Source organism: Melioribacter sulfuriphilus (assembly GCF_051488685.1).
In the GTDB taxonomy this organism is placed as follows: Bacteria; Bacteroidota; Ignavibacteria; order Ignavibacteriales; family Melioribacteraceae; genus Melioribacter.
In genome coordinates this window covers 195,593-220,229 of sequence record NZ_JBPSEH010000006.1, presented here as the reverse complement: position 1 = coordinate 220,229, position 24,637 = coordinate 195,593, and the positions used below count along the sequence as shown (strand labels likewise).

20 protein-coding genes and 1 tRNA gene are annotated in these 24,637 nt (G+C 36.1%); 10 read left to right on the top strand and 11 right to left on the bottom strand.

Annotation, left to right across the window (positions count from 1 at the left end; all coding sequences use genetic code 11):
- Nucleotides 1-2 precede the first annotated feature (2 nt).
- From ACSSV9_RS09940 to ACSSV9_RS09920, 5 genes are all read left to right on the top strand, one after another.
- Nucleotides 3-344 carry a hypothetical protein gene (locus tag ACSSV9_RS09940; RefSeq protein WP_437347099.1) on the top strand — a complete coding sequence of 114 codons (342 nt, stop codon included), beginning with the start codon at nucleotides 3-5 and terminating at the stop codon, nucleotides 342-344.
- Nucleotides 345-391: 47 nt separating this feature from the next.
- The gene (locus ACSSV9_RS09935) at nucleotides 392-2,641 is read left to right on the top strand and encodes a TonB-dependent receptor (RefSeq protein WP_437347098.1); all 2,250 of its coding nucleotides are present in this window, start codon (nucleotides 392-394) and stop codon (nucleotides 2,639-2,641) included.
- A gap of 209 nt (nucleotides 2,642-2,850) precedes the next feature.
- A complete protein-coding gene (locus ACSSV9_RS09930) occupies nucleotides 2,851-3,156 on the top strand; it encodes a GIY-YIG nuclease family protein (RefSeq protein ID WP_437347097.1) in 306 nt (101 codons plus the stop codon).
- A 54-nt stretch (nucleotides 3,157-3,210) separates the two neighbouring features.
- A complete protein-coding gene (locus tag ACSSV9_RS09925) occupies nucleotides 3,211-3,516 on the top strand; it encodes a GIY-YIG nuclease family protein (RefSeq protein ID WP_437347097.1) in 306 nt (101 codons plus the stop codon).
- A gap of 40 nt (nucleotides 3,517-3,556) precedes the next feature.
- Nucleotides 3,557-3,645: transfer RNA gene (locus ACSSV9_RS09920), tRNA-Ser, on the top strand.
- 109 nt (nucleotides 3,646-3,754) lie between these two features.
- On the opposite strand, the gene ACSSV9_RS09915 is transcribed toward ACSSV9_RS09920, so the two are convergent.
- From ACSSV9_RS09915 to malQ, 4 genes are read right to left on the bottom strand one after another with little or no spacing between them, the layout of a single operon-like run.
- The gene (locus tag ACSSV9_RS09915) at nucleotides 3,755-5,866 is read right to left on the bottom strand and encodes a beta-glucosidase (RefSeq protein ID WP_437347096.1); all 2,112 of its coding nucleotides are present in this window, start codon (nucleotides 5,864-5,866) and stop codon (nucleotides 3,755-3,757) included.
- A gap of 49 nt (nucleotides 5,867-5,915) precedes the next feature.
- Nucleotides 5,916-7,094 (bottom strand): thiolase family protein, encoded by a 1,179-nt coding sequence (locus tag ACSSV9_RS09910; RefSeq protein WP_437347095.1) that lies wholly within the window; start codon nucleotides 7,092-7,094, stop codon nucleotides 5,916-5,918.
- 20 nt (nucleotides 7,095-7,114) lie between these two features.
- On the bottom strand, nucleotides 7,115-7,774 hold the full coding sequence (locus tag ACSSV9_RS09905; RefSeq protein WP_437347094.1) for a M48 family metallopeptidase: 660 nt from the start codon (nucleotides 7,772-7,774) through the stop codon (nucleotides 7,115-7,117).
- Nucleotides 7,767-9,275 carry a 4-alpha-glucanotransferase gene (gene malQ, locus ACSSV9_RS09900; RefSeq protein ID WP_437347093.1) on the bottom strand — a complete coding sequence of 503 codons (1,509 nt, stop codon included), beginning with the start codon at nucleotides 9,273-9,275 and terminating at the stop codon, nucleotides 7,767-7,769. Before malQ ends, ACSSV9_RS09905 begins: the two co-directional genes overlap by 8 nt.
- 456 nt (nucleotides 9,276-9,731) lie before the next feature.
- Here malQ and ACSSV9_RS09895 point away from each other — a divergent pair, with 456 nt between their 5' ends.
- From ACSSV9_RS09895 to typA, 3 genes are all read left to right on the top strand, one after another.
- Nucleotides 9,732-11,096, top strand: coding sequence for an alpha-amylase family glycosyl hydrolase (locus ACSSV9_RS09895; RefSeq protein ID WP_437347092.1), 1,365 nt, complete (start codon nucleotides 9,732-9,734; stop codon nucleotides 11,094-11,096).
- Nucleotides 11,097-11,108: 12 nt separating this feature from the next.
- Nucleotides 11,109-12,614 carry an MFS transporter gene (locus ACSSV9_RS09890; protein WP_437347091.1) on the top strand — a complete coding sequence of 502 codons (1,506 nt, stop codon included), beginning with the start codon at nucleotides 11,109-11,111 and terminating at the stop codon, nucleotides 12,612-12,614.
- Nucleotides 12,615-12,933: 319 nt separating this feature from the next.
- Entirely contained in the window at nucleotides 12,934-14,742 is a 1,809-nt protein-coding gene (typA, locus tag ACSSV9_RS09885; protein WP_437347090.1) for a translational GTPase TypA, read from the top strand.
- Nucleotides 14,743-14,799: 57 nt separating this feature from the next.
- Here the strand turns inward: typA and ACSSV9_RS09880 are convergent, their stop codons facing one another.
- From ACSSV9_RS09880 to ACSSV9_RS09860, 5 genes are all read right to left on the bottom strand, one after another.
- Nucleotides 14,800-15,795 carry a Gfo/Idh/MocA family protein gene (locus ACSSV9_RS09880; RefSeq protein ID WP_437347089.1) on the bottom strand — a complete coding sequence of 332 codons (996 nt, stop codon included), beginning with the start codon at nucleotides 15,793-15,795 and terminating at the stop codon, nucleotides 14,800-14,802.
- Nucleotides 15,796-15,990: 195 nt separating this feature from the next.
- The gene (locus ACSSV9_RS09875) at nucleotides 15,991-18,099 is read right to left on the bottom strand and encodes a HAMP domain-containing methyl-accepting chemotaxis protein (RefSeq protein WP_437347088.1); all 2,109 of its coding nucleotides are present in this window, start codon (nucleotides 18,097-18,099) and stop codon (nucleotides 15,991-15,993) included.
- 13 nt (nucleotides 18,100-18,112) lie between these two features.
- Complete coding sequence (locus ACSSV9_RS09870) at nucleotides 18,113-18,508, bottom strand: energy transducer TonB (protein WP_437347087.1); 396 nt, start codon at nucleotides 18,506-18,508, stop codon at nucleotides 18,113-18,115.
- 23 nt (nucleotides 18,509-18,531) lie between these two features.
- Nucleotides 18,532-18,939 carry a bacteriohemerythrin gene (locus tag ACSSV9_RS09865; RefSeq protein ID WP_437347086.1) on the bottom strand — a complete coding sequence of 136 codons (408 nt, stop codon included), beginning with the start codon at nucleotides 18,937-18,939 and terminating at the stop codon, nucleotides 18,532-18,534.
- A gap of 57 nt (nucleotides 18,940-18,996) precedes the next feature.
- Nucleotides 18,997-19,485 carry a chemotaxis protein CheW gene (locus ACSSV9_RS09860; RefSeq protein ID WP_437347085.1) on the bottom strand — a complete coding sequence of 163 codons (489 nt, stop codon included), beginning with the start codon at nucleotides 19,483-19,485 and terminating at the stop codon, nucleotides 18,997-18,999.
- Between the two features lie 206 nt (nucleotides 19,486-19,691).
- Here ACSSV9_RS09860 and ACSSV9_RS09855 point away from each other — a divergent pair, with 206 nt between their 5' ends.
- Nucleotides 19,692-22,049, top strand: coding sequence for a PAS domain S-box protein (locus tag ACSSV9_RS09855; protein WP_437347084.1), 2,358 nt, complete (start codon nucleotides 19,692-19,694; stop codon nucleotides 22,047-22,049).
- A 21-nt stretch (nucleotides 22,050-22,070) separates the two neighbouring features.
- Nucleotides 22,071-23,984, top strand: a complete 1,914-nt coding sequence (locus ACSSV9_RS09850; RefSeq protein ID WP_437347083.1) for a response regulator — start codon at nucleotides 22,071-22,073, stop codon at nucleotides 23,982-23,984.
- Nucleotides 23,985-24,033: 49 nt separating this feature from the next.
- On the opposite strand, the gene ACSSV9_RS09845 is transcribed toward ACSSV9_RS09850, so the two are convergent.
- Together ACSSV9_RS09845 and ACSSV9_RS09840 are read right to left on the bottom strand one after the other, a co-directional pair.
- The gene (locus ACSSV9_RS09845; RefSeq protein WP_437347082.1) at nucleotides 24,034-24,318 is read right to left on the bottom strand and encodes a flagellar biosynthesis anti-sigma factor FlgM; all 285 of its coding nucleotides are present in this window, start codon (nucleotides 24,316-24,318) and stop codon (nucleotides 24,034-24,036) included.
- Nucleotides 24,299-24,634 carry a hypothetical protein gene (locus ACSSV9_RS09840; protein ID WP_437347081.1) on the bottom strand — a complete coding sequence of 112 codons (336 nt, stop codon included), beginning with the start codon at nucleotides 24,632-24,634 and terminating at the stop codon, nucleotides 24,299-24,301. The genes ACSSV9_RS09845 and ACSSV9_RS09840 overlap by 20 nt, the downstream gene beginning before the upstream one ends.
- Nucleotides 24,635-24,637 lie beyond the last annotated feature (3 nt).

Genomic DNA, 24,637 nt, shown 5'->3' with positions numbered 1-24,637 from the left:
TTATGCCAGGTAAAAAAATTATAAAAATATTCTCATTATTTAGCCTGACGCTTTATGTTTCAATATTAGGGACAATTTTTTTTCATTCTCATATCAGAAATATACATAGCAATCAAGTTTCTATAGGCAAGCATTATGAAAATGTAGATCCTTATGCCGATAAAAATGGCATTTGTTCGATTGAAGTTTTTCTTCTCTATAATTTTAACTCCGAATCAATAGCTTATTTCAATTTACCCAATTTTGATAATGTTTTAGATACTGATTTAACGCTCGTATTAGAGTTCCCACATATTTTATCTCTTTCATCCATCGACTCGAGAGCTCCACCGTTTAACTCCTGAATTTCAACACTATTTTTTTTCTTAATTAATTAAAAAGGAGCTCTGAAATGAAAGAGTTAATCATTTCTTTTATGCTTTTATTCACTATTGCAATACAGGCGCAGTCCTACTCAATTAAAGGATATGTTTACGACAAAAAAAACAACGAGCCGTTAGTAGGCGTTAATATCTATTTGCAGGAATTGAAAACTGGTACATCCACAGATGAAAAAGGTTATTTTGAATTAGGAAATTTAAAAGAAGGTAATTACACTTTGCGGTTCAGTTATATAGGGCATAAATCATTAACAGAAAAAGTTTATGTCCCCTCGAAAACATTAATGATATACCTTGAAGACGTCACAATTGATCTTAACGAGGTAGTAGTCACCGGCAATCCATTTAATAGCGATCCAAAGGAGTTGTTACAGAGTTCATTGAGCGTTGCTAATTTAGAACTACAAATTAAACGAAATACAAACATCGGTGAAACCTTGAATTTTCTTCCCGGAATTTCGATGCGTTATAATGGCAAAGCTACCGCTCGTCCAGTTGTAAGAGGATTTAGTAATAATAGAATATTGATTTTAGAAAACGGTTTGAGAATGGGCGACCTGTCCAATACATCGAGCGACCATGCTGTTTCAAGCGATGGAGCTATACCTGAGAAAATTGAAATTATACGGGGTCCATCAAGTCTTATTTACGGAAGCAATGCTCTTGGTGGAGTTATCAATATAATTACAGAAGAGATACCCGACTATATACCTGATGGATTTGAAGGCAATTTTTTAGCTGGAAATTCTTTCAACAATAATGAATTCAATTCAAGCCTCGACTTACATTTCGGTACCAATAATTTTGCGGCTCACGGTAATTTAACAAAAAGAAAAGCAGGCGATTATACTGACGGAACCGGCAAAAAAGTTAACAACACTTACCTCGATTTCAGCGGCTACCAGTTTGGACTGTCATATATTCCAGAATTTGGACAGACAGGCATCGGTTATAAAAATTACGAGTTTAATTACGGCATACCGATGCATCAACATCATCATGAAGAAGACAATGAAAGCCACAACGAAGAAGACGAACCGGAAAGCATTGGTATTGAAATGCATAAAGAAGAAGTAAAATTTAATATGTTAAGTGACCTGAAAGGTGTACTCGAAAAAATTTCCTTAAAAGGTGGTTATCAAAATTATAATCACAAGGAAATAAACAGGGTTACAAATGAAATCGGGACAGCATTCGGATTAAAATCATATGTACTAGATATTTCTGCTAAACATACTCCTCTTTTAAATAATTCAGAAGGTCTTATAGGACTATGGTATCAGAATCAAAAATACACAGTCGAAGGCGAGGAAGCATTTACGCCCAACGCCGATTATATGTCCCTTGCATTTTTCGTCCTTGAACAATTTAGAATTCGTAGAACACTTCTTCAAATCGGTCTGCGCTATGAATATAATTCAATTGACATACCGCAGACAGAATTATCCGGCAGATCGATTACCGCCATGCAAAAAATATTTAATACATTTAGTGGGTCAGCTGGTTTAGTTTTAAAAATATCTCCTTATTTATCTTTCTACTCTAATTTTGCTACTGCATTCCGTTCGCCGACAATTGAGGAATTAACCTCTTACGCTATCCACGAAGCCACAGGAACATTCGATATCGGTAATATAAACCTCGATACTGAAAAAAATCTGGGGATCGATTTCGGTTTAAGATATCAATCAGTACAAGTTAATTCAGAATTGAATTTATATTATAATTTAATCGAAGATTACATTTTCAAAATGCCTACAGGCCAATACTATGATCCTTCAGAAATGGAATTTGTAAATACTACAGGGATCCCTGTCTATGCATATACACAAACAAAAGCTTTCGTTTACGGCTACGAGTTCAAAGCACAATTTGAATTTGCCCCCCATTTTTCGTTGACTTTAATGAATGATTATACTGTAGGAAAAAACTCAGTAACAAAAGAGTATCTACCATTGATGCCTCCCCTAAGGTTTGCAATTGAACCGCGATATTCTAAAGATAGTTACTGGCTTGGTTGTCAATTCAACTTAGCTGCTGATCAAAATAAAGTTAGTCCTTTTGAAGAGCGAACGCCGGGATACGGATTAATTAATTTTTATGCAGGCACAAAACTCATAATCGGCAAATATATACTCATATTTACACTTAAAGTTGATAATATTTTTGATACAGCTTATAAGGAACATTTATCTGCAGTAAAAGAATTTATACTTATGCCTGGCAGGGAGATAAAATTAAATTATAGATTTTTATTTTAACTATACGATTATTATATTGGCAGCGCTGATATGAACTCACTTGTTCTTTTCATAATGAGAATATTTATAACTCGGAATCGAGAGATTTTAAACAAGAGAACCAGATTAAGAGTTATAAAAGTGGCGAAGCATTTCGCAGATTAATTAACAAATAATCTGAACGAGTTATATTCTTCGCTGCAGTATTTTCAGCTCGGAGAGGTGGGTGAGTGGCTGCCATCGCCTTTAGGCGAGGTTCCGCCACAGGCGGAAAAACCAACGGTTTGCTAAATATGTTTTATGTTTACATACTAAGAAGCGAAGTAACTGAAAAATATTATATTGGTCATACAGCTAATTATGAAAAAAGATTGAAAGATCATAATCGAGGCAAAGTCAGGTCGACTAAGCCTTTTGTTCCTTGGAAAATTGTTTACTTAGAAGAGTATAACTCAAAGTCAGAGGCTTTCAAGCGAGAGATGCAGATTAAGAGTTATAAAAGTGGCGAAGCATTTCGCAGATTAATTAACAAATAATCTGAACGAGTTATATTCTTCGCTGCAGTATTTTCAGCTCGGAGAGGTGGGTGAGTGGCTGCCATCGCCTTTAGGCGAGGTTCCGCCACAGGCGGAAAAACCAACGGTTTGCTAAATATGTTTTATGTTTACATACTAAGAAGCGAAGTAACTGAAAAATATTATATTGGTCATACAGCTAATTATGAAAAAAGATTGAAAGATCATAATCGAGGCAAAGTCAGGTCGACTAAGCCTTTTGTTCCTTGGAAAATTGTTTACTTAGAAGAGTATAACTCAAAGTCAGAGGCTTTCAAGCGAGAGATGCAGATTAAGAGTTATAAAAGTGGCGAAGCATTTCGCAGATTAATTAACAAATAATCTGAACGAGTTATATTCTTCGCTGCAGTATTTTCAGCTCGGAGAGGTGGGTGAGTGGCTGAAACCAACGGTTTGCTAAACCGTCGTACTCTTAACGGGGTACCGCGGGTTCGAATCCCGCCCTCTCCGCAATATCTAATTCTTTCCAAACAAAAAATTAAGATTTACTACCACCTTCAAGAATAATTCATTTTTTGAAATCCGACAACTCAATAAACAACTTTAACTATTCTGTTACTTACTTAAGTGTTAATTTTGTTTTTAATTTTATATCCCGCGATGAAGCTCCGATTAATATATCGAAATCCCCTGCTTCTGCTTTCCAATTGCCGGTTTGCGTATCCCAAAATGAAAGTTCTTTTTTAGTAAGCTCAATTGTAACTTTTTTTGTTTCGCCTTTTTTGAGATACACTTTTTGAAAACCCTTTAATTCTTTTTCAGGACGTAAAATGCTCGATTCGATATCTTTGACATAAAGTTGGGCTATCTCTGCTCCATCATAATTGCCAGCATTGGTTATATCGAAAGAGACTTTGACTTTCCCTTCTCCATCAAATACGTTCGGCTCTACTGTTAGATTATCATATTTAAACGTTGTGTAAGATAAACCATACCCAAATGGGAAAAGGGGTTCAATTTTTTTTGTGTCGTACCATCTGTAGCCGACAAGTATTCCTTCTTTATATTCGATATTATTGATCGGGAAATCCATATTTAAGTCGTCATCCCAATCTGTATTAAGGTCTGAGCCTTCAGGTAGATATCCATAACCTGGTGAATCTTTAAATTCTTTTTCAATTGTTATTGGCAATTTACCTGAAGGATTGAGATCTCCCGCCAATACTTCAGCCAGTGCTATATTGCCATTTTGTCCTGGATACCATGCGTACAATATGGCACCCGCTTTATCGTACCAGTCGGTCATTCTTATACCACTTCCAGAATTAATGATTATCACTGTATTAGGATTTAAAGACGTAATTCTGAATATGTTTCTTTCTATCTCTTCGGGTAGCGAAAAAGGTCTGTCCCAACCTTCACTATCCAAAGTGCCTGCACTAAGAAATACAATATCTGCATTTTTAATTTCTTCGTCTGTTGGCTCTTTAATATGAGTAATCATATCGCCGAATTTATTTTTCAAGGCATCGTACATTGTAATTATATCATAACCTTCCACGTCTGCAGAACCGCCACCTTTGGGTAATTTTTCTACAAATTCACCTGTCAACAAGATCTTCCTGTTTCCAATCACGGGTAATAAATTATCTCTATTTTTCAAAAGCACTATCGACTCACGTGCAGTTTGAAGAGCTATTTCTTCATGGAGTTTAAAATTATTTAGATATTGTAAATCTTTAACCGGTCTATCATAAAGCCCCATTGCAATAAAAGTTTTGATAATATTTTTTGCCATCCGATCGATATCTGCCTGGCTTACTTTACCTTCTTGAATTAATTTCATTGCATTCTTTTTAATTGTAATATCTCCCCTTTTTTGAAAGGCAGGTTTATCCATCAAAGGGTCGCCTGGCATTTCGAGATCGAGGCCAGATTTAATTACCTTTTCAGGATTCCATGTAGACCACCAATCTGACATTACAAGCCATTTAAAGCCGAGCCTGTTACGCAACAAAGTATCAATTACGAATTTACTTTGACCAGCCCATTCACCGTTGACTTGATTATACGAAGTCATAACGGCCATAGCTCCGGCATCTATTCCGGCTTTAAATGCCGGGGTATAAATTTCGTGTATTGTTCTTTCGTCAACAATTGCATTCGTAGTTCTACGATGGTACTCGTTATTATTACAAAGGAAATGTTTTAAAGTGGCAATCGTACCGGTACTTTGCACCCCTACAACATAATTCTCTATCATTCTTGAAGCTAAAAAAGGATCTTCGCCAAAATATTCAAAGTTTCTTCCATTTTGCGAGATTCTATAGATATTCATTCCAGGAGCAAGTAATACTGCAATATCACCAGCACGGCATTCTTCGCCAATTGAGCGTGCATATTCAAATGCAAGTTGAATATTCCATGTGGCTGTCAGTGCCAGAGGGCAAGGAAAAGCGACCGATTTATCAAGAGATGAACTGAGTTCTTTTCTCAAATGGACACCTTGAGTTGCATCTGAAAGATAAAACTGTGGTATTCCGTATTTCTCGAATCCTTTGATATAGAAAAAGTTATGCCCTCCGACCAATTGAATTTTTTCTTCGAGGGTCATTTCAGATATAATTTTTTCCGCTCTTTGTTCCGCTGTTTTAATATCTACTGGCGGTTTGAACGGCTTATATTGATAGTCAGGATTATAATAGATTTGTGGAATTGAATTAGATGCCATAATAAATACCATAATTATTGTTAATAAATACTAATTCATAAAACCCCCTTCAGCTATAATTTTTTACAATTAAGGCAGAAGCCTCGCCACCTCCAATACACAAAGAAGCTATGCCGTATTCAGAATTTCTCTTTTTCATTTCGTGTAGAAGGGTGGTCAAAATTCTTGCACCGCTGGCTCCTATTGGATGACCTAATGCTACTGCTCCGCCATTAACATTTACTTTATCTAATTGCAATCCGAGTAATTTATTAACAGCAAGAGAAACGACGGCAAAAGCTTCGTTTATTTCGAATAGGTCAATATCTTCGATTTTCATATTCGCCTTTTTTAATACTTTCTGAATGGCATCGGCGGGGGCAGTAGTAAAATGGACAGAGTCTTTTGCAGCTGAACTTTGAGCAATAATTTCTGCCATCGGTTTAAGTCCGAGCTCTTTAGATTTCTCTTCGCTCATAATCAATAATGCAGCTGCACCGTCGTTTATTTTCGATGCATTTGCAGCTGTTACAACCCCTTGCGAATCAAATGCCGGCTTCAATTTTGGAATCTTATCAAAGTCAACACGTTCGGGTTCTTCATCTTTTTTTATAATAGTTTCGCCCTTCCGTGATTCAATTTTTACTTCGATTATTTCATCGTCAAAACGACCTTCCCGTTGAGCTTTAAGCGCTCTATTGTATGATTCAACTGCGAATGCATCCAATTCTTGCCGAGAGAAATTAAATTCTCGGGCACAAATTTCAGCACAATTTCCCATATGAATATTTTCATATACATCCACAAGTCCATCGATTAAAATCGAGTCGTAGATGGTTGAGTTACCCAGACGGAAGCCAGACCTTCCATCTTTTATAAGATACGGTGCATTAGACATGCTCTCCTGTCCGCCGGCAATAATTATATCTGCATCCCCGCACTGGATTGCCTGAGCTGCCAGCATAACTGCTTTAAGACCGCTGCCACACATTTTGTTAATTGTGAGACATTCAGTTTTATCTGGAAGTCCTGCATATAAAGCTGCCTGGCGAGCAGGGGCCTGACCGATACCTGCTGTCAATACATTCCCCATTATTACTTCGTCAATCATGAAAGGATCAATATTTGACTTCTCAAGAATAGCTTTGATAACTCTACTTCCAAGCTGTGGTGCGCTTAATTGACTCAAACCCCCATTAAAGCTCCCAATTGGAGTTCTAAAAGCATGTGTGATTACTACTTTTTTCATCTAACTCCTTTTGTTTTAATTTACAAATCGAGCATATTACCATTCTTTTTAAGCCAGTTTCTTCTTGCATAATAATCAGGCATCAATTCAGCAACTTTATCCCAGAAGACTTTTGAATGATTTTTTATTCTTAAATGCACTAGCTCATGGACGACTACATAATCAATTATATCTACCGGCGCCATAATCAATCTCCACGAAAAATTCAGATTCCCATTATAACTGCACGAGCCCCATCTCTTTTTTGCACTTGTAATTCTAATCGACTTAAATTGATAACCAAATTTCGACGCATAATAGAACACCCGCTCTCTAATAATTTCCTTTGCCTTATCTCGATACAGGTTTTGAATTAATTTTTCAGCAATATGTTTCTTTTTAGGATTAATGTAAAGGTTATCACTTAAAATTATATTCTTAGTTATGTCGCTGTATATTAACGTATAATTATTACCTAAAAAAAGGAATTGCTCACCCTCTGAAAATTCTTTTTTCATAACAAATTGATTCTTTAGCAGCTCCTTTTTTTTTATAATCCAGTTACTATGATTTAATATAATTCTGTCGAGTTCTAACTGTGTAATATTTTTTGGAGCTCTAACAATCAATTTGCCACCGGGTAAAATCTGAAGCAAAACTGTTTTTCGGTTAGTCTTGTGGAGTTTATCTATTTTAATCATGATTCTCTTTATTTGGATTTCTTTCATAAAGATCGATCAGATATCTGTAATGTTTGCTCAAACCCTCTGAGAGCTGATCCCAACTAAATCTCCAGGTCCAGTTCCCATCTGGTTTACTTGGGAAATTCATTCTTGCCGAACTGTCGAGATTAAGAATATCCTGCATCGGAATTATAACGATATTACCCACAGATGAATAAGCCAGTTTAATCAGAGCGTGGCACATATCATCGCCGTAATAATTCATGTAGTCCTGTGCATGATAAAAAACGTCGGAATTTTTTTCTTTTTCTTTTTCAAAAAATCCGCGTGTTGTATCGTTGTCATGCGATCCAGTATAAACCACACAGTTATTAATAAAATTGTGAGGAAGAAATCTTTTTTCGCCTTCTTTTCCAAAAGCGAATTGAAGAATTTTCATCCCGGGGAAATCGAATTTATCTCTAAGTTCTTCAACTTCTTTGGTAATTACTCCAAGATCTTCAGCCAATACTGGTAGTGAACCAAATTCTTTTTTAAAAGTAGAGAACAATTTTTCGCCTGGTGCTTTTACCCATTCGCCTGTTTCTGCTGTTGGTGCATCGCCGGGAATTTTATAATATGCTTCGAATCCTCTGAAATGATCGATGCGCACAATATCAACGAGATTAAGGATTGCTTTGAAACGGTCAATCCACCACCTGAAATTATCTTTTTCAATTACGTCCCAACGATATAAAGGATTGCCCCATAATTGTCCCGTTGCACTGAAATAATCTGGCGGAACTCCAGCCACGAATTCCAGTTTTCCCTTCTCATCAATTGTAAAGTATTTTTTATTAGCCCACAAATCTGCACTGTCGTATGCGATGTATATCGGTACATCTCCAATAATTTTTATACCCTTTGAGTTGGCATATTCTCTTAGTTTTTTCCATTGACTGAAAAATTTAAACTGGACGAACTTATGAAACTTAATTTCTTCCTTCAATTTATTTGTCCATTTTTCGATAGCGCCTTTTTTTCTGAATGCAATCTCTTCTTCCCACATACTCCAGACAATTCCGCCATGATAATTCTTGCATGCCATAAAAAGTGCAAAATCATCTAACCAATCTTTATTGGTTTCGCAAAATTCTTCGAACCCGTCTTTGCCCGTATCATTATAATTCGTAAACGCACGTCTCAGCATTTCATACTTCGAACCGATTATTTTTCCAAAATCGATATAATGTTTTTCGTTTGTTATAATTTTCAATAAATCATCGTCGCTTAAAAGTCCTTCTTCTTTCAAAATGTCAGGACTTATTAATAACGGATTGCCAGCAAATGCAGAAAAACACTGGTAAGGTGAATTACCATATCCGGTGGGACCAAGCGGCAGTACCTGCCAGAGTGTATTTCCAGTTTCAACAAGAAAGTCAATAAATTTATAAGCCTCTTTCCCGAGGTCTCCTATGCCGTAATTACCAGGCAATGATGTCGGGTGCAGTAAAATACCGGCTGAACGTTTAAATGTCATACAAATTTCCTCTCAATTTTTTTAGTGATAAAACTACACAATTTTATAATCACTCAAAAATTTTTATTAACCAGCTCTGCAATTACTTATTTACGACTTAGAGAATTAATACAAAAAAATTTTATTGAAAGATGAAAATGTTTCTTTTCGCTCTTTTATTTTATTCAACAATAAATAACCACCATTCCAATTCTGTTCCTTTTAATATAGGTCTTCTTCAATTTATTCTGTTCATTTTAATCGTATCATATAGCGGTAGTTAATTTCAAATCCTCTACAAATCTTTTGTTAACTATTGTTATGAAATTCTCTAATCTTTTGAAGAAAATAAGCTTTCAGTATTTATTAATTTATGGCTTACGCGGATCTTTTACTCTCTCTCTGTGTGACGGATCTAAGTAATTTTGAACTCAATCAAAATTACATTACATTTTCAGAAAAAAAAGGAAGGTTTATATGAAATTCTTAAAAGGGAGGAAAATTCTAATCATTAAATTTATTTTAATCTCTTTTATAATACTTAACGCACAGCAAAAAGAGCCGATCATCCCGAAATTTACTCCGCCTGATTGGACAAAGAATGTTGTTATGTACGAAGTAAATGTAAGGCAATACACACCCGAGGGAACTTTCAAAGCGTTTGAAAATCATTTACCCCGCTTAAAAAAAATGGGAATCGATATTTTGTGGTTTATGCCGATTCATCCCATTGGAGAGAAGAACAGAAAAGGAAGTCTTGGCAGTTATTACTCAATTAAAGATTATAAAGCAATTAATCCTGAATTCGGCACTGAAGAAGATTTTAAACATCTTGTCAATAAAGCTCACGAAATGGGATTCTACGTAATGCTTGACTGGGTGGCAAATCATACAGCGTGGGATAACGTGTGGGTGGAATCACATCCGGAATTTTTTAGTAAAAATGAAAAAGGCGAATTTTATCCACCAGTGCCAGACTGGCAAGACGTAATTGACCTCGATTATTCTAACAGAGAATTATGGAAATATATGATAGACGCCATGAAATATTGGGTAACTGAATTTGACGTCGATGGATTTCGATGCGACTATGCTAATGGTGTGCCTCTCGAATTCTGGGAAGAAGCCAGAAAAGAATTAGAAAAAGTAAAACCTCTTTTCATGCTTGCCGAAGCTGCCGAGCCTGAAATGCACATTGTTTTTGATATGAGTTACAATTGGCAATTAAAAGATATTATGAACAAAATTGCTAAAGGCGAATTGAATGCAACCGCACTGTCCAATCATATATTGACCGAAAAAAAAGAATATCCAGGAGAAGGTTACAGACTCAACTTCACTACAAATCACGACGAGAATTCATGGAGTGGAACTGTATTTGAAAGGTTAGGCGAAAGCGCCGAAATGTTCTCTGTTCTAATCGCTACAATTCATGGCATGCCCCTCATCTATAGCGGTCAAGAAGCGGGACTAAATAAGCGCCTCCGCTTTTTCGAGAAAGATACAATCGACTGGTCGAACATTATCTATGAAAATTTATTTACTAAATTGTCTGAGCTCAAAGAAAAGAACAAGGCTATATGGAGCGGATTTTACGGCGGCGAAGTTGTACTAATCGAAAACAGCAATCCAGAAAATATATTTTCCTTTTATCGTGAAAAGGACAGCCATCGTTTGATTGCATTTTTTAACACTTCACCAAAGGAACAAAAATTCTCGTTTAATTCTGAAAAGCTTGTCGGTTCTTACAAAAATTATTTTACTTCAGGCAAAATTAAACTAAATACTGAAAACACATTAACTCTCAAACCGTGGGAATATCTCATTCTTGTTAATAAATAAAACAGGTAACATATGGAAAAACCCCGTTTAAGTTTCTGGCAAATATGGAACATGAGTTTTGGATTTTTTGGAATCCAGTTCGGTTTTGCCCTGCAAAACGCAAACGTAAGTAGAATATTCGAAACATTAGGCGCTAACATAGATGACATTCCCATCCTCTGGATTGCCGCACCTGTAACAGGATTGATTGTACAGCCAATAATCGGACATATGAGTGATCGAACGTGGAACAGACTCGGTAGAAGAAAACCCTACTTTTTAACCGGAGCAATCTTAGCCTCGCTTGCCTTAGTTGTTATACCTAACTCTCCTGCGCTCTGGGTTGCAGCTGGTATGTTGTGGATTATGGATGCTTCGATCAACATTTCGATGGAACCTTTTAGAGCTTTTGTCGGCGATATGCTCCCTTCATCTCAGCGTACTCTGGGTTTTTCAATGCAAAGCTTTTTCATTGGAACTGGAGCAGTAATAGCATCTGCTTTGCCTTATTTAATGACAAATTGGTTTGGAATCAGTAATGTTGCACCAGCAGGTAAAATTCCAGACAGCGTAAAATTTGCTTTTTATATCGGCGCCGTCGTCTTTTTCCTTTCTGTGCTCTGGACGGTTACTACATCAAAAGAATATTCACCGGAAGAACTCGAAAAATTTGCAGAAAATACTAAATCAAAAGCAACTGGCAATTTTGAAGAGCAATTTGTAGAAAGCAAAAAATTAATTAGAAACGGAATTATCTGGTTATTAGCCGGACTGTTTTTGTATCTTATTTTTTATTATAAAATTTATATCGATTATGGAGTGGGACTTTTCTTACTTGGTGCTGCTGCATTCGGATTGCTCCAGTTAGTTGCTGGATTGTTAATCAAAAGCAACAAGAAAAAGAACGGATTCGTAGTTATCATTAACGACCTTTACAATATGCCGAAAACGATGGTGCAATTGGCTTATGTTCAATTTTTTTCCTGGTTTGCTCTTTTTTCAATGTGGATTTATACGACACCTGCAGTAACGCATCACATTTATGGCGCCACCGATACTGCCTCCATCTTATATAACGAAGGTGCCAATTGGGTTGGAGTTCTGATGTCTGTTTACAATGGATTTGCTGCATTAATGGCATTTGTGTTAATTGTAATGGCAAAAAAGACAAGCCGGAAAAAAGTTCATGCAATAAGCCTTGTTTTCGGTGGCATCGGTTTAATCTCTTTCTATTTTATAAAGGATCCAAAATTACTACTCATTTCAGAATTAGGAATTGGACTTGCATGGGCTTCAATACTTGCCATGCCATATGCAATCCTGACTGGTTCACTCCCACAAAATAAGATGGGAGTTTATATGGGCATCTTCAATTTTTTCATCGTCATTCCACAAATAACTGCAGCGGCAATTTTAGGTTTTTTTGTAAGAACAATCTTTGCAGGCGAAGCTATTTATGCACTCGTGCTGGGAGGCATTTCAATGTTTCTTGCTGCTCTCCTGGTTAATTTTGTACAGGATAAAGACAATATAACATAATCGTTAAACATACTATCTCGATTTTCAGTAATAATTGCTTCCATGCTAATGTTGATTGAAAACTGATAATCTCGCAAAGCAAGTTATTAAATTTTATATATGAAGTCGTTTCACAATTTCAAAAAGTTTTCCCACTATTTGTCTTTTCTAATTTTTGCGGCTTTAGTTATTATGAAACCCACTGAGATATTCAAGCACAAATGGTTCTTTGTCCTGTGTGACTTTAATGGTTTATAATATTTTCCTCTCGGATTATACTCACACTTATAATAGAAAAAATCATTAAATTTGTAGCTTACTTTTTGAATACTGAGGTAATATGAATAATATACGTAACATTGCAATAATTGCACATGTGGATCATGGTAAAACTACATTAGTAGATCAAATACTAAAACAATGTAATATCTTCAGGCAAAATCAGGTCGTACGGGAAAGATTCCTTGATTCGAATGACCTCGAACGTGAAAGAGGAATTACAATTTTAGCAAAGCATATAAGCATTCCTTATAAGGATTATAAAATTAATATTATCGACACACCTGGACACGCGGATTTTGGAGGTGAAGTTGAACGAGTTTTAAAGATGGCCGACGGCGTTCTCCTTCTTGTAGATTCCTTCGAAGGTCCTATGCCACAAACACGTTTTGTGCTTGAAAAAGCCCTGAACCTGAACCTATCTCCAATTGTAGTCATCAATAAAATAGACAGACCAGACAACAGACCCGCAGAGGTTTTAAACGAAGTTTACGATTTATTTATCGACCTTGGAGCAGACGAATCTCAACTTGAATTTCCAGTCTTTTATGCCAGCGGTCGAGAGGGTTGGGCAGTCTCTGATTTATCTCACAAAAAAGTTGACATTACACCATTGCTCGAATCGATAATTAAAGACATTCCTCCTCCGCCAAATAATCCAGGTTCAACTCAAATTCAAATTACAACACTCGATTACAGCGATTATATTGGAAGAATTGGCATAGGTAGAGTATTTAGAGGTACTCTGGAAAAATCTCAAAGTTTATCAATAATAAAACGCGATGGTAAAATTCACCCGGTATCAATTAAACAAATTTTTGTTTTTGACGGTTTGAATCGATTGGAAGTCGATTCAGTTGAATGCGGTGATATCTGTGCAATTGTAGGAATTGAGGATATCGATATTGGAGATACAGTTGCAGATTCAAACGACCCGGAACCACTTCCTCTGATTACGATTGATGAACCGACAATCAGCATGACTTTTACAGTTAACAACTCGCCTTTTTATGGCAAGGAGGGAAAGTTTGTAACTTCACGCCAGCTCAGGGATAGACTTTTTAAAGAACTTGAACCTAACGTTGCTCTCAGAGTTGAAGAGACAAGTACCCCCGATTCATTCAAGGTCTCGGGCAGGGGAATTTTGCACTTATCGATATTGATTGAGAACATGAGACGCGAAGGATTCGAATTACAAATACGCGAACCAAAAGTAATCTATAAAGAAATTAACGGCAAGAAAGCCGAACCGATCGAAATACTGGTAGTTGACGTTCCCGAAGAATATTCGGGTAAGGTTATCGAACTCGTCGGTAAACGACGAGGCGAATTGGTTAAGATGGAAAACAAAGGCTCGGTTCAGAATCTTATCTTCCATATTCCCTCGCGAGGATTAATGGGTTTGAGGACAAAATTACTTACTGTAACATCTGGCGAAGGAATAATGCATCATCGTTTCTATCAGTACGAATATTTTAAAGGTTCAATTGAAAGAAACAGAAACGGCGCAATTATATCGATGGATGACGGCCCTGTCACTGCATACGCTCTCGATTCATTGAAAGACCGGGGCAAATTTTTTGTCGAACCCGGAGATTTAGTTTATCGCGGACAGGTTATTGGCGAACACAATAAAGACAATGATATTGAAGTCAATATTCAACGCGGTAAAAAATTGACGAACATGCGCGCTTCGGGCTCAGACAAGGCTATAAAAATTCCACCTCCAATTAAATTTACACTCGAGGAAGCGCTCGAATATATCAACGAAGACGAAATGGTTGAAGTTACACCTAAATCAATTCGGCTACGTAAGCTCTTCCTGGACCCGAACGAACGTAAACGTTACAATCTTAACAAAGCCGTTTAATAGATAACGAGCGTATGTTACAATCTTAATAACTATTTCGTTTCATACGCTCATTAATTAAAATATTTTTACTAATTTATTTTTTTTAGCCGACTCGAACGCTCTTTGAAGAGTTACCATATCTTTGTAACCTTCTTCAAAAGGACTGAGGTTCTTTACATTTTTAGTAATAATCTTATAAAAATGCAGGAATTCGTTCTCAAATCCTCCGTCTGTCATTAAATCAATTTTTTGTTCTTTCTTGCCCTCTCCTTTAATAATAATCTGGTTATTGTTCCTAACCATCAAAGAACCTTTTGTGCCAAAAATTATCAATTCGTTGCTATAAAATCCTCTTACAGAAAAAAAGATATTAAGCACACCGTGTATTGATTCATTAAAACTAAAGAGAAAAGAGAATGTATCTTCCGTGCCAATTTCTGGATTGATCGTTTTCATTGATGCAAAGCCGAATTTGATATCGCCGAAAAGCATTCGAAGTGCAGCTATATTATGTACTCCGCCGTCGTATACAAATCCACCAGGATATTTATTCTTCTGACGCCACAAAGTTTGAGCATATTTATTTTTCAAAGTAAGATTGTTAAATACATTCCACACAACCGAATAGACATCGCCAATTACTTTTTTATTCAATAATTTTTTTATTTCAAGGTAGAGGGAGTCGAAGCGATAATTTTCCGCAAGGAAGCAAACTCTGTTCGTCTTTTTTTGCAGAGCAATCAATTTCTTTCCTTCTTCGGGCCTGGCTGCCAGTGGTTTTTCGAGAAATAGATGCTTGCCCCACTTTATTGCTTCCGCAGCAAATTTATAATTCAATTCGATTGGAACAGCAATAACAACCGCATCGATTTCGGGATTTTTAAATATTTCCCTGCAATCTGTAGTATATGGGATACCGCCTATGAGTAGCGAATATTCTTTTGCCTTCTTTTCTGTTCTGTTACACGCAGCTACAATTTCAAATTTATCTTTATGCTTTTGTATTGCAGGTAAATGCAGCTCCCTGGCCGCTATACCGCAACCGATAATTCCAAGCCGAACTTTTTTCATCTTAAATTTCCTTTTATTAGTGAAATATATTCTGCATGGTATAAAAATAAAAATCCTTGAAAAATGCAATTTGTCTCAGATATTTTCTCATCATCAAGTTTTGTTGGAATAAAACAAATGATTGGGAGCAGTGAATTATTAATAAAAAAGGCTGCCCTTTTGGGACAGCCCTTATTTATTTTATGGAAAGATAAGTCAATTTGTAAGGAGCTTATCTTCTTTGCGTGATATTTGTTTTGTTTTGCCGTCCCCATTGCCGTGGGGCTTAAATTCACCTTTCGTTTCAAAATTGAATTTTGCTATCAGTTCGCGCAGATTATTCGTCATTCTGTTGAGTTCATCTGCGGCGCTTGCAATTTGTTGAATTCCAGCTGCACTTTCGCTTGTTACTTTGCTAATTGTTTCGACGTTGTGATTAATCTGCTCGCTTGTAGCACTTTGTTCTTCGCTTGCAGCTGCCACTTGATTAACAACATCGAGCACAGCGTCGGATGCCTGTATAATTTCTTCAAGAGATTTACCTGCTTTTTGAGCTAATTCTTTGCCTGTTTCTACTTCGTCTTTTCCTTCACTCATTGAAACAACTACATTCTCAGTTACTTCCTGAATACGTTTAATCATATCCGAGATTTCTTTTGTAGCCTTAGTGGTTCTTTCTGCAAGTTTTCTTACTTCGTCGGCAACAACTGCAAAGCCTCTTCCCTGCTCGCCTGCCCTTGCAGCTTCGATTGCTGCATTCAAAGCAAGCAAATTAGTTTGATTTGCAATATCGTCGATTACCTGTACAATTTCACCGATCTGTTCGCTGTTTTTACCGAGGTTCTGTATTTTGCCCGCAGCGTTAACAACGAAATCTGCAATTTTATTCATACCTTCGACTGTTTTATTAACCACCTGGCCACCTTCACGAGCTACCTGACCAGCTTTTCTTGAAGCTTCAGAAGCAAGCGTAGCGTTTTTAGATGTGCTCATAATTGTTCTTGTCATTTCTTCAACCTGAAGAACGACTTCGTTTGCCTGAGCTGTTTGTTCCTGAGCACCTGCTGCCATCTGTTCAGTCGACGAGGATATTTGTTCGCTTATCGAAGCTGTTAAATTCACCATCTCGGCAATATTACTCAAAATATCTGTCAGAGACTCGCCAAGAGAATTTATGCTATTTACAATTAACTTATGGTCACCTTTGAAATCGCCTCTGACACGGGCATTGAAATTGCCTTTGGCCATTTCGGCAAGAACATCCACACTAACTTTGATTGGTGTAAATAATGCATCGAGCGTAGCATTGACTCCGGCTACGATTTCTTTATAAGCTCCGTCGAATTTCTCTGGATTGCCTCGCTTGGTAACTTTTCCTTCAATAATTTCGTCAGTGATTGATTTAAATTCATCGATTAAATTTCTTAAGTTACCAATCATCTTGAGCATGCTATCGGAAAGCTCGTCTTCTTCAGAAAGGACTTTAATTTCAATATCCAGATTACCTTTTGAAATTTCCGTTGCTGCTTTAATTTGTTCATGCTGCGAGTGTCTCAATTGTTCCAGCATATTTGCAAGTTCACCAAACTCATCTTTAGTTGCCACTTCAACTTTATCTTTAAAGTTACCGATCGAAAATTTACTAACAACAGATTTCATGTATTGTACTGGTTGCATCAAAGATTTAACCATGTAGAAGAATACGAAGAAGAAAAATAACGTACCAAGAACAACTCCGATAAAAATAACCACACGGGAGGAAGTAATTGCGTCGGAAAGACTTGAATTCAGCACTTCACCTTTGTTGTTCAGATTATCCTTTAGATTTTTAAAGTTACTCAACATTTTTTTGCCAATTTCTTCGCCGGATGTAGTAGCAACAACCGCAGCGAGTTCATAATCTTTTATTGCGGCTGCACTTATCGTGCCGTCGATTACAAGACTTTTATAATCGTTCCAGCTTTGATTTATGTTAGTCAGATCGGCTTCTATACTCGTGACAGCGTATTTTTGTTTGAGGCTTGCGAGTGCAGAATCAATTACTTCTTTCGACTTTGAAAGCGATGCAAGATTACTGTTGAGTTCGGGTTCGAAGCTCGGGATGGAAAACTTTAGTAGTGTGTTTTTCAATCCTTCGAACTCCCGGTAAATTTTATCAACTTCGTTTGAAGGCGCAATGTAATCGGCATATATCTGATCTTTATAATTATTTATCTTGAACATTTGATAAAGGTCGTTACCGATTACTCCAGTACAGATAGCGCCAAGAATAATATACGAAACACGAAGTTTTGTTTTGAACTTTAGATTCTTAATTGAAATCATGGCTCTTTCTCGTCTAATTTAATTTAAATACAAATGACATAGTAAGTTTAACTTTGACGGGTTGACCACCTTTCATACCCGGTTTGAATTTACTCGACTTGAGTACTCGTTCAACTTCTTCGCTGCATCCGCCTCCAACACCTTTAATTATTTTTACATCGTCAACATTACCATTTTCATTTATATATGCCATTGCAATAACTCTTCCTTCCTGTCCTGTTTTTTTTGCCATATCAGGATATTGAATTTTTTTCATTAAATTAGCCAATCCTTCAACCGGTTCCGGCATTACTTCGGCGATTGGCAAATAATCTTCGTCACCGGGCATTAATAAGTTATAAGACGCAGGAATATCGATTTTCATTAACAGCAGCATCAAAAGTAACATATACAGGTTTCTTACTTTCATTTCATTACTCCATTATATTTTTATTAATAAATCCCTTTTTCATTCAAAAAATTCGAATATGCTTGATCCGAGCCTTTAATGTGCTTTGTTAACCAGTTTGTCAGAAAATTCATAACATCGAGCGACAGGCCAGTGCGATGGTTCTGAAAATCTTCGTAGAATTTTCCGACTGTTTTTACGAATTCGTCGTGCTCTTTTTTATGCAATACTTTATTAGGATAATTAAATTTTTCAAATAAATCTTCTTCCGATTGGAAATGTGTTTTTGTATAGCCAATTAAATCGAAAATAATCTTTCCTAACACTTCATTCGATTTTCCCATTTTCATTCCATCATGAAGCGTATTGATCATTTCAACAAGTCGCTTATGTTGGTTGTCGAGCATTCTAACTTTGACACTGTAAGTGTCGTTCCAATTAATTAGAGACATTTTTGCTCCTTCTATATTATATTATCGGATGATTTAGGATTTTTTTAAATAACACTATTATTTATTCATATTATTCAGTTGAATTTTTTCCTGAGTAGATAGAATTTTTTCGATGTCAATAAGAATCAATAATCTGTCGTCGAGTTTACCTACTGCTTTTATAAATTCTGCATTTACACCCGCTACAATATCCGGCGGTGGTTCGGTAATTCCGACAGGAATTCTAAGTACTTCGGTCACAGCATCAACTATGAATCCAACAGTTTTCCCAGCCACTTCCACTACTATTATTCGCGTGTTTTTATCATGTTCTTTTCTTGGCATTCCAAGCTTTGCTCTAAGGTCAATTACTGGAATAATTCTGCCTCTCAGGTTAACTACACCATCGACGAAGTCGGGTGAATTTGGAACTTTTGTTATTTCCATCATCCGAATAATTTCTTGTACCAGAAGAATATCCACTCCATATTCCTCGTCGCCAATTAGAAAACTTACAAGCTGAAGTATTTCAGAATTCTCCACTTTTTGTATAGTTTGTGCGGTCATTTTTTCCCCATTTTTAATCCACCTACATACTATTATCGAAAATGTACCCAAATAGTTAAGCTTTGTTATCCCTTTTTAAAGAAACATTTTTCTTTTATATGGATTTTTTTTGAAAAAATTTGAATATTGCTTCAGAGTTCTTCAATAAGAAATAAATAAGGTATAATTAATTAAAATATGCTTTTAAGCAGACGGGTGTGATTCAGATGAAAAGAGAGAAAGGAAAACAGGCCAATGAATTGCACAAGAATTTTGAATCACTTAAACGCAAGTATAACCGTTTAACTAAAAATTACGAAAAACTCCTATCGGAAAAAGAAAATTACAAACTTCTGATAGAAAACCAGACGGACCTAGTTGTTAAAGTAGATAGAGAAGGAAAGTTTTTATTTGTCAGTCCTTCCTATTGCGAATTGTTCGGCAAAAAAGAAAAAGAATTGATAGGGAAAAAATTCATTCCTTTAGTCCATCGAGACGATCGTAAATCTACCGAAGAAGCTATGAAAGCGTTATACGTTCCTCCACATTCGTGCTATCTTGAGCAACGTGCAAAAACTAAACGTGGTTGGAGATGGCTTGCATGGTCAGACAAAGCTATTCTCGACAAAAACAAACAGGTTGTAGCTATTGTTGGAGTTGGTAGAGATATTACCGAGAAAAAAATATTAGAAGAAAAAATTAAAGAAGACGAACGGCAATTACGACTTTTTTACGATAACATGTTCATTGGTGTCTACAGAACTACACCCGACGGTAAGATCTTATTCGTTAATCCTGCGTTGCTCAATATGCTTAAATACAATTCCTTCGAAGAACTCGCAAATCGCAACTTAGAAGACGAGGGTTTCGAACCAGGCTACGATAGAACCACATTTAAAGCTATAATGGAAAAAGAAGGACAAATTATTGGATTCGTATCGAAATGGAAGTGTAAGGATAATACGTACATCTGGGTCCGCGAAAGTGCGAAAGCAATATACGACAAAAACGGAAAAATTATTTATTACGACGGTACAGTAGAAAACATTACCAAATGGAAAGAAGCTGAAGAAGAACTCGAAAAAGAACGAAACTTGTTACGCACACTGATCGATTCGATCCCTGACCAGATATTTGTTAAAGACAAAGAAGGCAGATTTCTGCTCAATAACAAATCGCACTTAAAATCGCTCAATCTGAATAACCAGCTCCAGGCCATCGGTAAAAAAGAAGCCGATTTATCAACTGCGTATGATAGCGCTTCTGACAATATCGACGAGATTACTTCTTCTGGTATACCCTTGCTCAATAAAGAAGAAATCTATATCACTGCCGAAAATAAAATGGGACGGGCTTTAACATCTAAAGTACCACTAAAAAGTAAAAATGGGAAAATAATTGGTGTAATTGGCATAAGAAGAGATATCACGCAGTTGAAAGAATACGAACAGGAGTTGCAAGAGAACGAAGAGAAATTTAGAACCGTTATTGAACAACTCTACGACGGAATTATTTTAGTTAACGAAAAAGGTGAAATAATTGAATGGAATAACGCAATGACGAATTTCACCGGCTTGAAAAAAGATGAAGTAATAAATAAGAATTACAAGGATATTGCCACAGCCCTCCTTCCTGATACCGAACAACGCCCCCCTTTTCTTAATATAACAGATATTCCCCTGCCCGACATTATAAAGAGTTACGGGCATATCTATTTCCATAAACCGTTCGAATTTTCTCTGCGCCAGTCTAACGGTAACGAGTCAATATTTCAAATAATTTTAACGCCTCTCAGGACTAAATATGGTAATAGCATATGCGCCATCGTTAGAGATATTACACAGTCAAAGAAGTATAGTAAAACCCTTGAAATTTACCTCGAAGAACTCGAGAAGAAAAACGAGGAATTGGAAAAGTTTACATACACTGTATCTCACGATTTACGAAGCCCAGTAATAACAATAAAAAGCTTTGTAGGCTTAGTACTTGAGGATTTAAAATCAGGCAGGACAGATAAAATTTTGCCCGATCTGCAAAAAATATCCAATGCTGTTGATTCAATGTCTCAAATGCTGGACGGCTTGCTTAGATTATCGAGAATATCCCGCCTTCAAAACACTATTTCAAAAATATCGATGAATGAAGTAATTGGTGAAGTAGTGAACTCCCTTCAAGGGATTCTACCCCCAGATACGAAAATCAACATTAATCCTTCATTGCCATCGATCGAAGGTGACCGATTTAAAATAAAAGAAGTGTGGCAAAACTTAATTGAAAATGCAATTAAGCATTCAAAAAGAGAGAAAAATTTAATAATCAATATCGATTATACGCAGGACGACAAGTACGTCACATACATCATTCATGATAACGGGGTGGGAATACCGGAAGGAAAATTAAAAACAATTTTCGATCTTTTTGAAAAGGGAAAACCAAAAGAACCAGGCACAGGTATTGGCTTATCAATCGTAAAAAAAATTGTTGAATCACATAAAGGTTCCATTTGGGCTGAATGCAATGGAGCCGGTAAAGGAACAAGCTTTTTTGTTAAACTGCCCTCAAGTAGTAATCCAAAATTATCGTGAATAACTCTGTGAGAGGGAATTATGGCTACCAAAATATTGATAGTTGAAGACGACGATAATCATTATGAATTACTGGAACGAGGATTCGATAAAAAACCCGGCGAATATATATTAAAAAGATGCGAGACACTAGCCGAAGCACTAAGAGCCATCGAAGAATTTAATCCAATGCTGATACTCGCCGATTGGAAACTACCTGATGGCAATGGTACATTTCTACTACAAAAAGACGACGACGGCAATTTACTTTTTCCACTTATATTAATGACAAGCTACGGTAACGAATCGATTGCCGTAGAATCAATTAAGCTTGGAGTAATGGACTATATTGTCAAATCGCCCGACACATTCCTCGACATAACCCATATTGTAGAACGCACTCTAAGAGAATGGAATCATCTTTTAGAAAAAAGAAAAATTGCTCTTGGTTTGAATCTTTTGTCACACGCAATTGAACAAAGTAGAGTAATTGTAGTTATTACAGACCATGAAGGTTATATTCAGTATGTCAATCCAAAATTCGAAAATATCACTGGATACAAAATTGAAGAAGCTCTTGGCAAAAAGCCATCGATTTTGAAATCGGGTAAAGTAAATCCGGAGATATATAAAAATTTATGGGAAACAATCTTATCCGGTAAATCGTGGCACGGCGAATTCCTGAACAAATCAAAATTTGGAGAATACTACTGGGAGTCGGCTACCATTTCCCCGATAAAAAGTATTAAAGGTAGAATTACACACTTTATTAAAATCTCCGAAGACATAACTGAAAAAAAGAATATGGAATTAACTCTAAAGGCAGCCTTAGAAAAGGCCGAAGAATCGAATATTCTTAAAACTTCCATTTTGAGCAATATGAATCACGAAATTCGCACACCTTTAATGGGCATTCTTGGAATGACCGAGTTAATGATGGAAGAAATTCAGGATGAAAATCTACGTGAAATGTTACTCCGCATTCGCAGCTCTGGCAAAAGATTAATGAAGACATTGAACTCAATACTTGAATTATCTGAGCTCGAAAGTAGTCAAATAAAAGTAAAACGGGAAGATTATAATCTTACACAAAACATCGAACTGATAATCGAACCTTACAAAGATATAATCCAGCAGAAAAAGCTTGAGCTTATACTTTCAATTACACCTGAGGAATTAATTGTTTCGGGCTATAAAGATTTTATAGAGCAGTCGATTTCGAATATTATTGACAATGCAATAAAGTACACTCCAAAGGGATCCATAACAGTTAGAATTAGTAAAGAGTCGATAGCGAAAAAAAATTTCGCTAAAATTATTATTTCTGATACAGGGATCGGGATACCGAAAAAGAAAATCGGATTAATTTTTCAAGAATTCCGTCAAGTAAGTGAAGGGACAAACAGATCATACGAAGGTGCAGGATTGGGATTAACTACTGCAAAAAAAATGATTGAACTAATGGATGGCTCACTTTCAGTCGAAAGCAATGAAGGAGAAGGTTCTACATTCACTATCCTCTTGCCTCTCGCACAAGAAACTGAAACTAAACAAGAATCAAAAAAAGAAAAGTTATCTTTCAACAAAAATAACTTTTCAATACTCTACGTTGAAGATAATATCATAAATCAAGAAGTAATAAAATCTTTTTTGAGTGAAAAAGCTGAAGTCGACAGTGCTCTGAACGCAAAAGAAGCTTTGAGAATGATTGTTCAGAAAAAGTATTCGATGATATTAATGGACATCCATCTTGGGATGGGAATGGACGGTATAAAACTCACAAAAGAATTGCGCAAGATAGAAGAATATAGAAATATTCCTATCATTGCCGTAACAGGTTATGCAAGTAATCTTGACCAAGAGCGATTTCATACCTGTGGGTTTAATAAAATTCTTGTAAAGCCATTCACTAAAGAAGAGTTATTAGAAGCTTTAGAAAGTGTTTTAAAAGAATAAAAAAAGGCGGACATATGCCCGCCCGAAGGAGTATGTATGAAATGATAAATTAACTTTCTTTTAATTCTTTTAAGATTGCCTCAGCTACTTTATTTATTACTTCATCTGAATCGTAAAACTTCGAGCTAATTTTTTGTTTAATTTCCTCCAATTTTTTAGACGCAGCTTCATTTTTTGCGAGTTCTCTTGCAGTTGAAGAAATTTCGATTTTGTCTGTATCCTTCGATTCAGGCTGTTTAACAGAAACCTTCTTCAACTGATTGGGATCATGCGTAAAAGTCGTATTATTTGATATTCCTTTTATATCCACTTTATCACCTGATATAATTGACAATTTTTCTCTGGCTGTTCAAGGCTGAAATTTCTTTTTCTACTTTTTTCAACTCACTCCTGAACTGCTCTATAATATTATCGTATTTTTCTTCAATAAGTTTAGCTTTTTTAAGGATATCCGGTTCATTTTTTTCGAAATATTCTTTTCCCCATTTTTTGCAAACATCTTTTTTAAGCTTCTGGATAACCATCATACTTTCCATAGCTTCCTGAAATTTATCGTCAAAATTATTTGTATTTATCGAATCGAGTTGCAATGTCAATAAATCCATCAACTGATTCATTGCCGCCAATTTATTTTTCAATTCACTATCCATAAT

Coding starts and splice junctions, on each gene's coding strand:
- ACSSV9_RS09905 (WP_437347094.1), bottom strand. CDS start 7,774: ATGATTAAAATAGATAAACTCCACAAGACTAACCGAAAAACAGTTTTG.
- ACSSV9_RS09890 (WP_437347091.1), top strand. CDS start 11,109: ATGGAAAAACCCCGTTTAAGTTTCTGGCAAATATGGAACATGAGTTTT.
- ACSSV9_RS09910 (WP_437347095.1), bottom strand. CDS start 7,094: ATGAAAAAAGTAGTAATCACACATGCTTTTAGAACTCCAATTGGGAGC.
- ACSSV9_RS09880 (WP_437347089.1), bottom strand. CDS start 15,795: ATGAAAAAAGTTCGGCTTGGAATTATCGGTTGCGGTATAGCGGCCAGG.
- ACSSV9_RS09940 (WP_437347099.1), top strand. CDS start 3: ATGCCAGGTAAAAAAATTATAAAAATATTCTCATTATTTAGCCTGACG.
- ACSSV9_RS09855 (WP_437347084.1), top strand. CDS start 19,692: ATGAAAAGAGAGAAAGGAAAACAGGCCAATGAATTGCACAAGAATTTT.
- ACSSV9_RS09860 (WP_437347085.1), bottom strand. CDS start 19,485: ATGACCGCACAAACTATACAAAAAGTGGAGAATTCTGAAATACTTCAG.
- ACSSV9_RS09935 (WP_437347098.1), top strand. CDS start 392: ATGAAAGAGTTAATCATTTCTTTTATGCTTTTATTCACTATTGCAATA.
- ACSSV9_RS09915 (WP_437347096.1), bottom strand. CDS start 5,866: ATGGCATCTAATTCAATTCCACAAATCTATTATAATCCTGACTATCAA.
- ACSSV9_RS09870 (WP_437347087.1), bottom strand. CDS start 18,508: ATGAAAGTAAGAAACCTGTATATGTTACTTTTGATGCTGCTGTTAATG.
- ACSSV9_RS09865 (WP_437347086.1), bottom strand. CDS start 18,939: ATGTCTCTAATTAATTGGAACGACACTTACAGTGTCAAAGTTAGAATG.
- ACSSV9_RS09850 (WP_437347083.1), top strand. CDS start 22,071: ATGGCTACCAAAATATTGATAGTTGAAGACGACGATAATCATTATGAA.
- ACSSV9_RS09875 (WP_437347088.1), bottom strand. CDS start 18,099: ATGATTTCAATTAAGAATCTAAAGTTCAAAACAAAACTTCGTGTTTCG.
- typA (WP_437347090.1), top strand. CDS start 12,934: ATGAATAATATACGTAACATTGCAATAATTGCACATGTGGATCATGGT.
- ACSSV9_RS09895 (WP_437347092.1), top strand. CDS start 9,732: ATGAAATTCTTAAAAGGGAGGAAAATTCTAATCATTAAATTTATTTTA.
- ACSSV9_RS09840 (WP_437347081.1), bottom strand. CDS start 24,634: ATGGATAGTGAATTGAAAAATAAATTGGCGGCAATGAATCAGTTGATG.
- malQ (WP_437347093.1), bottom strand. CDS start 9,275: ATGACATTTAAACGTTCAGCCGGTATTTTACTGCACCCGACATCATTG.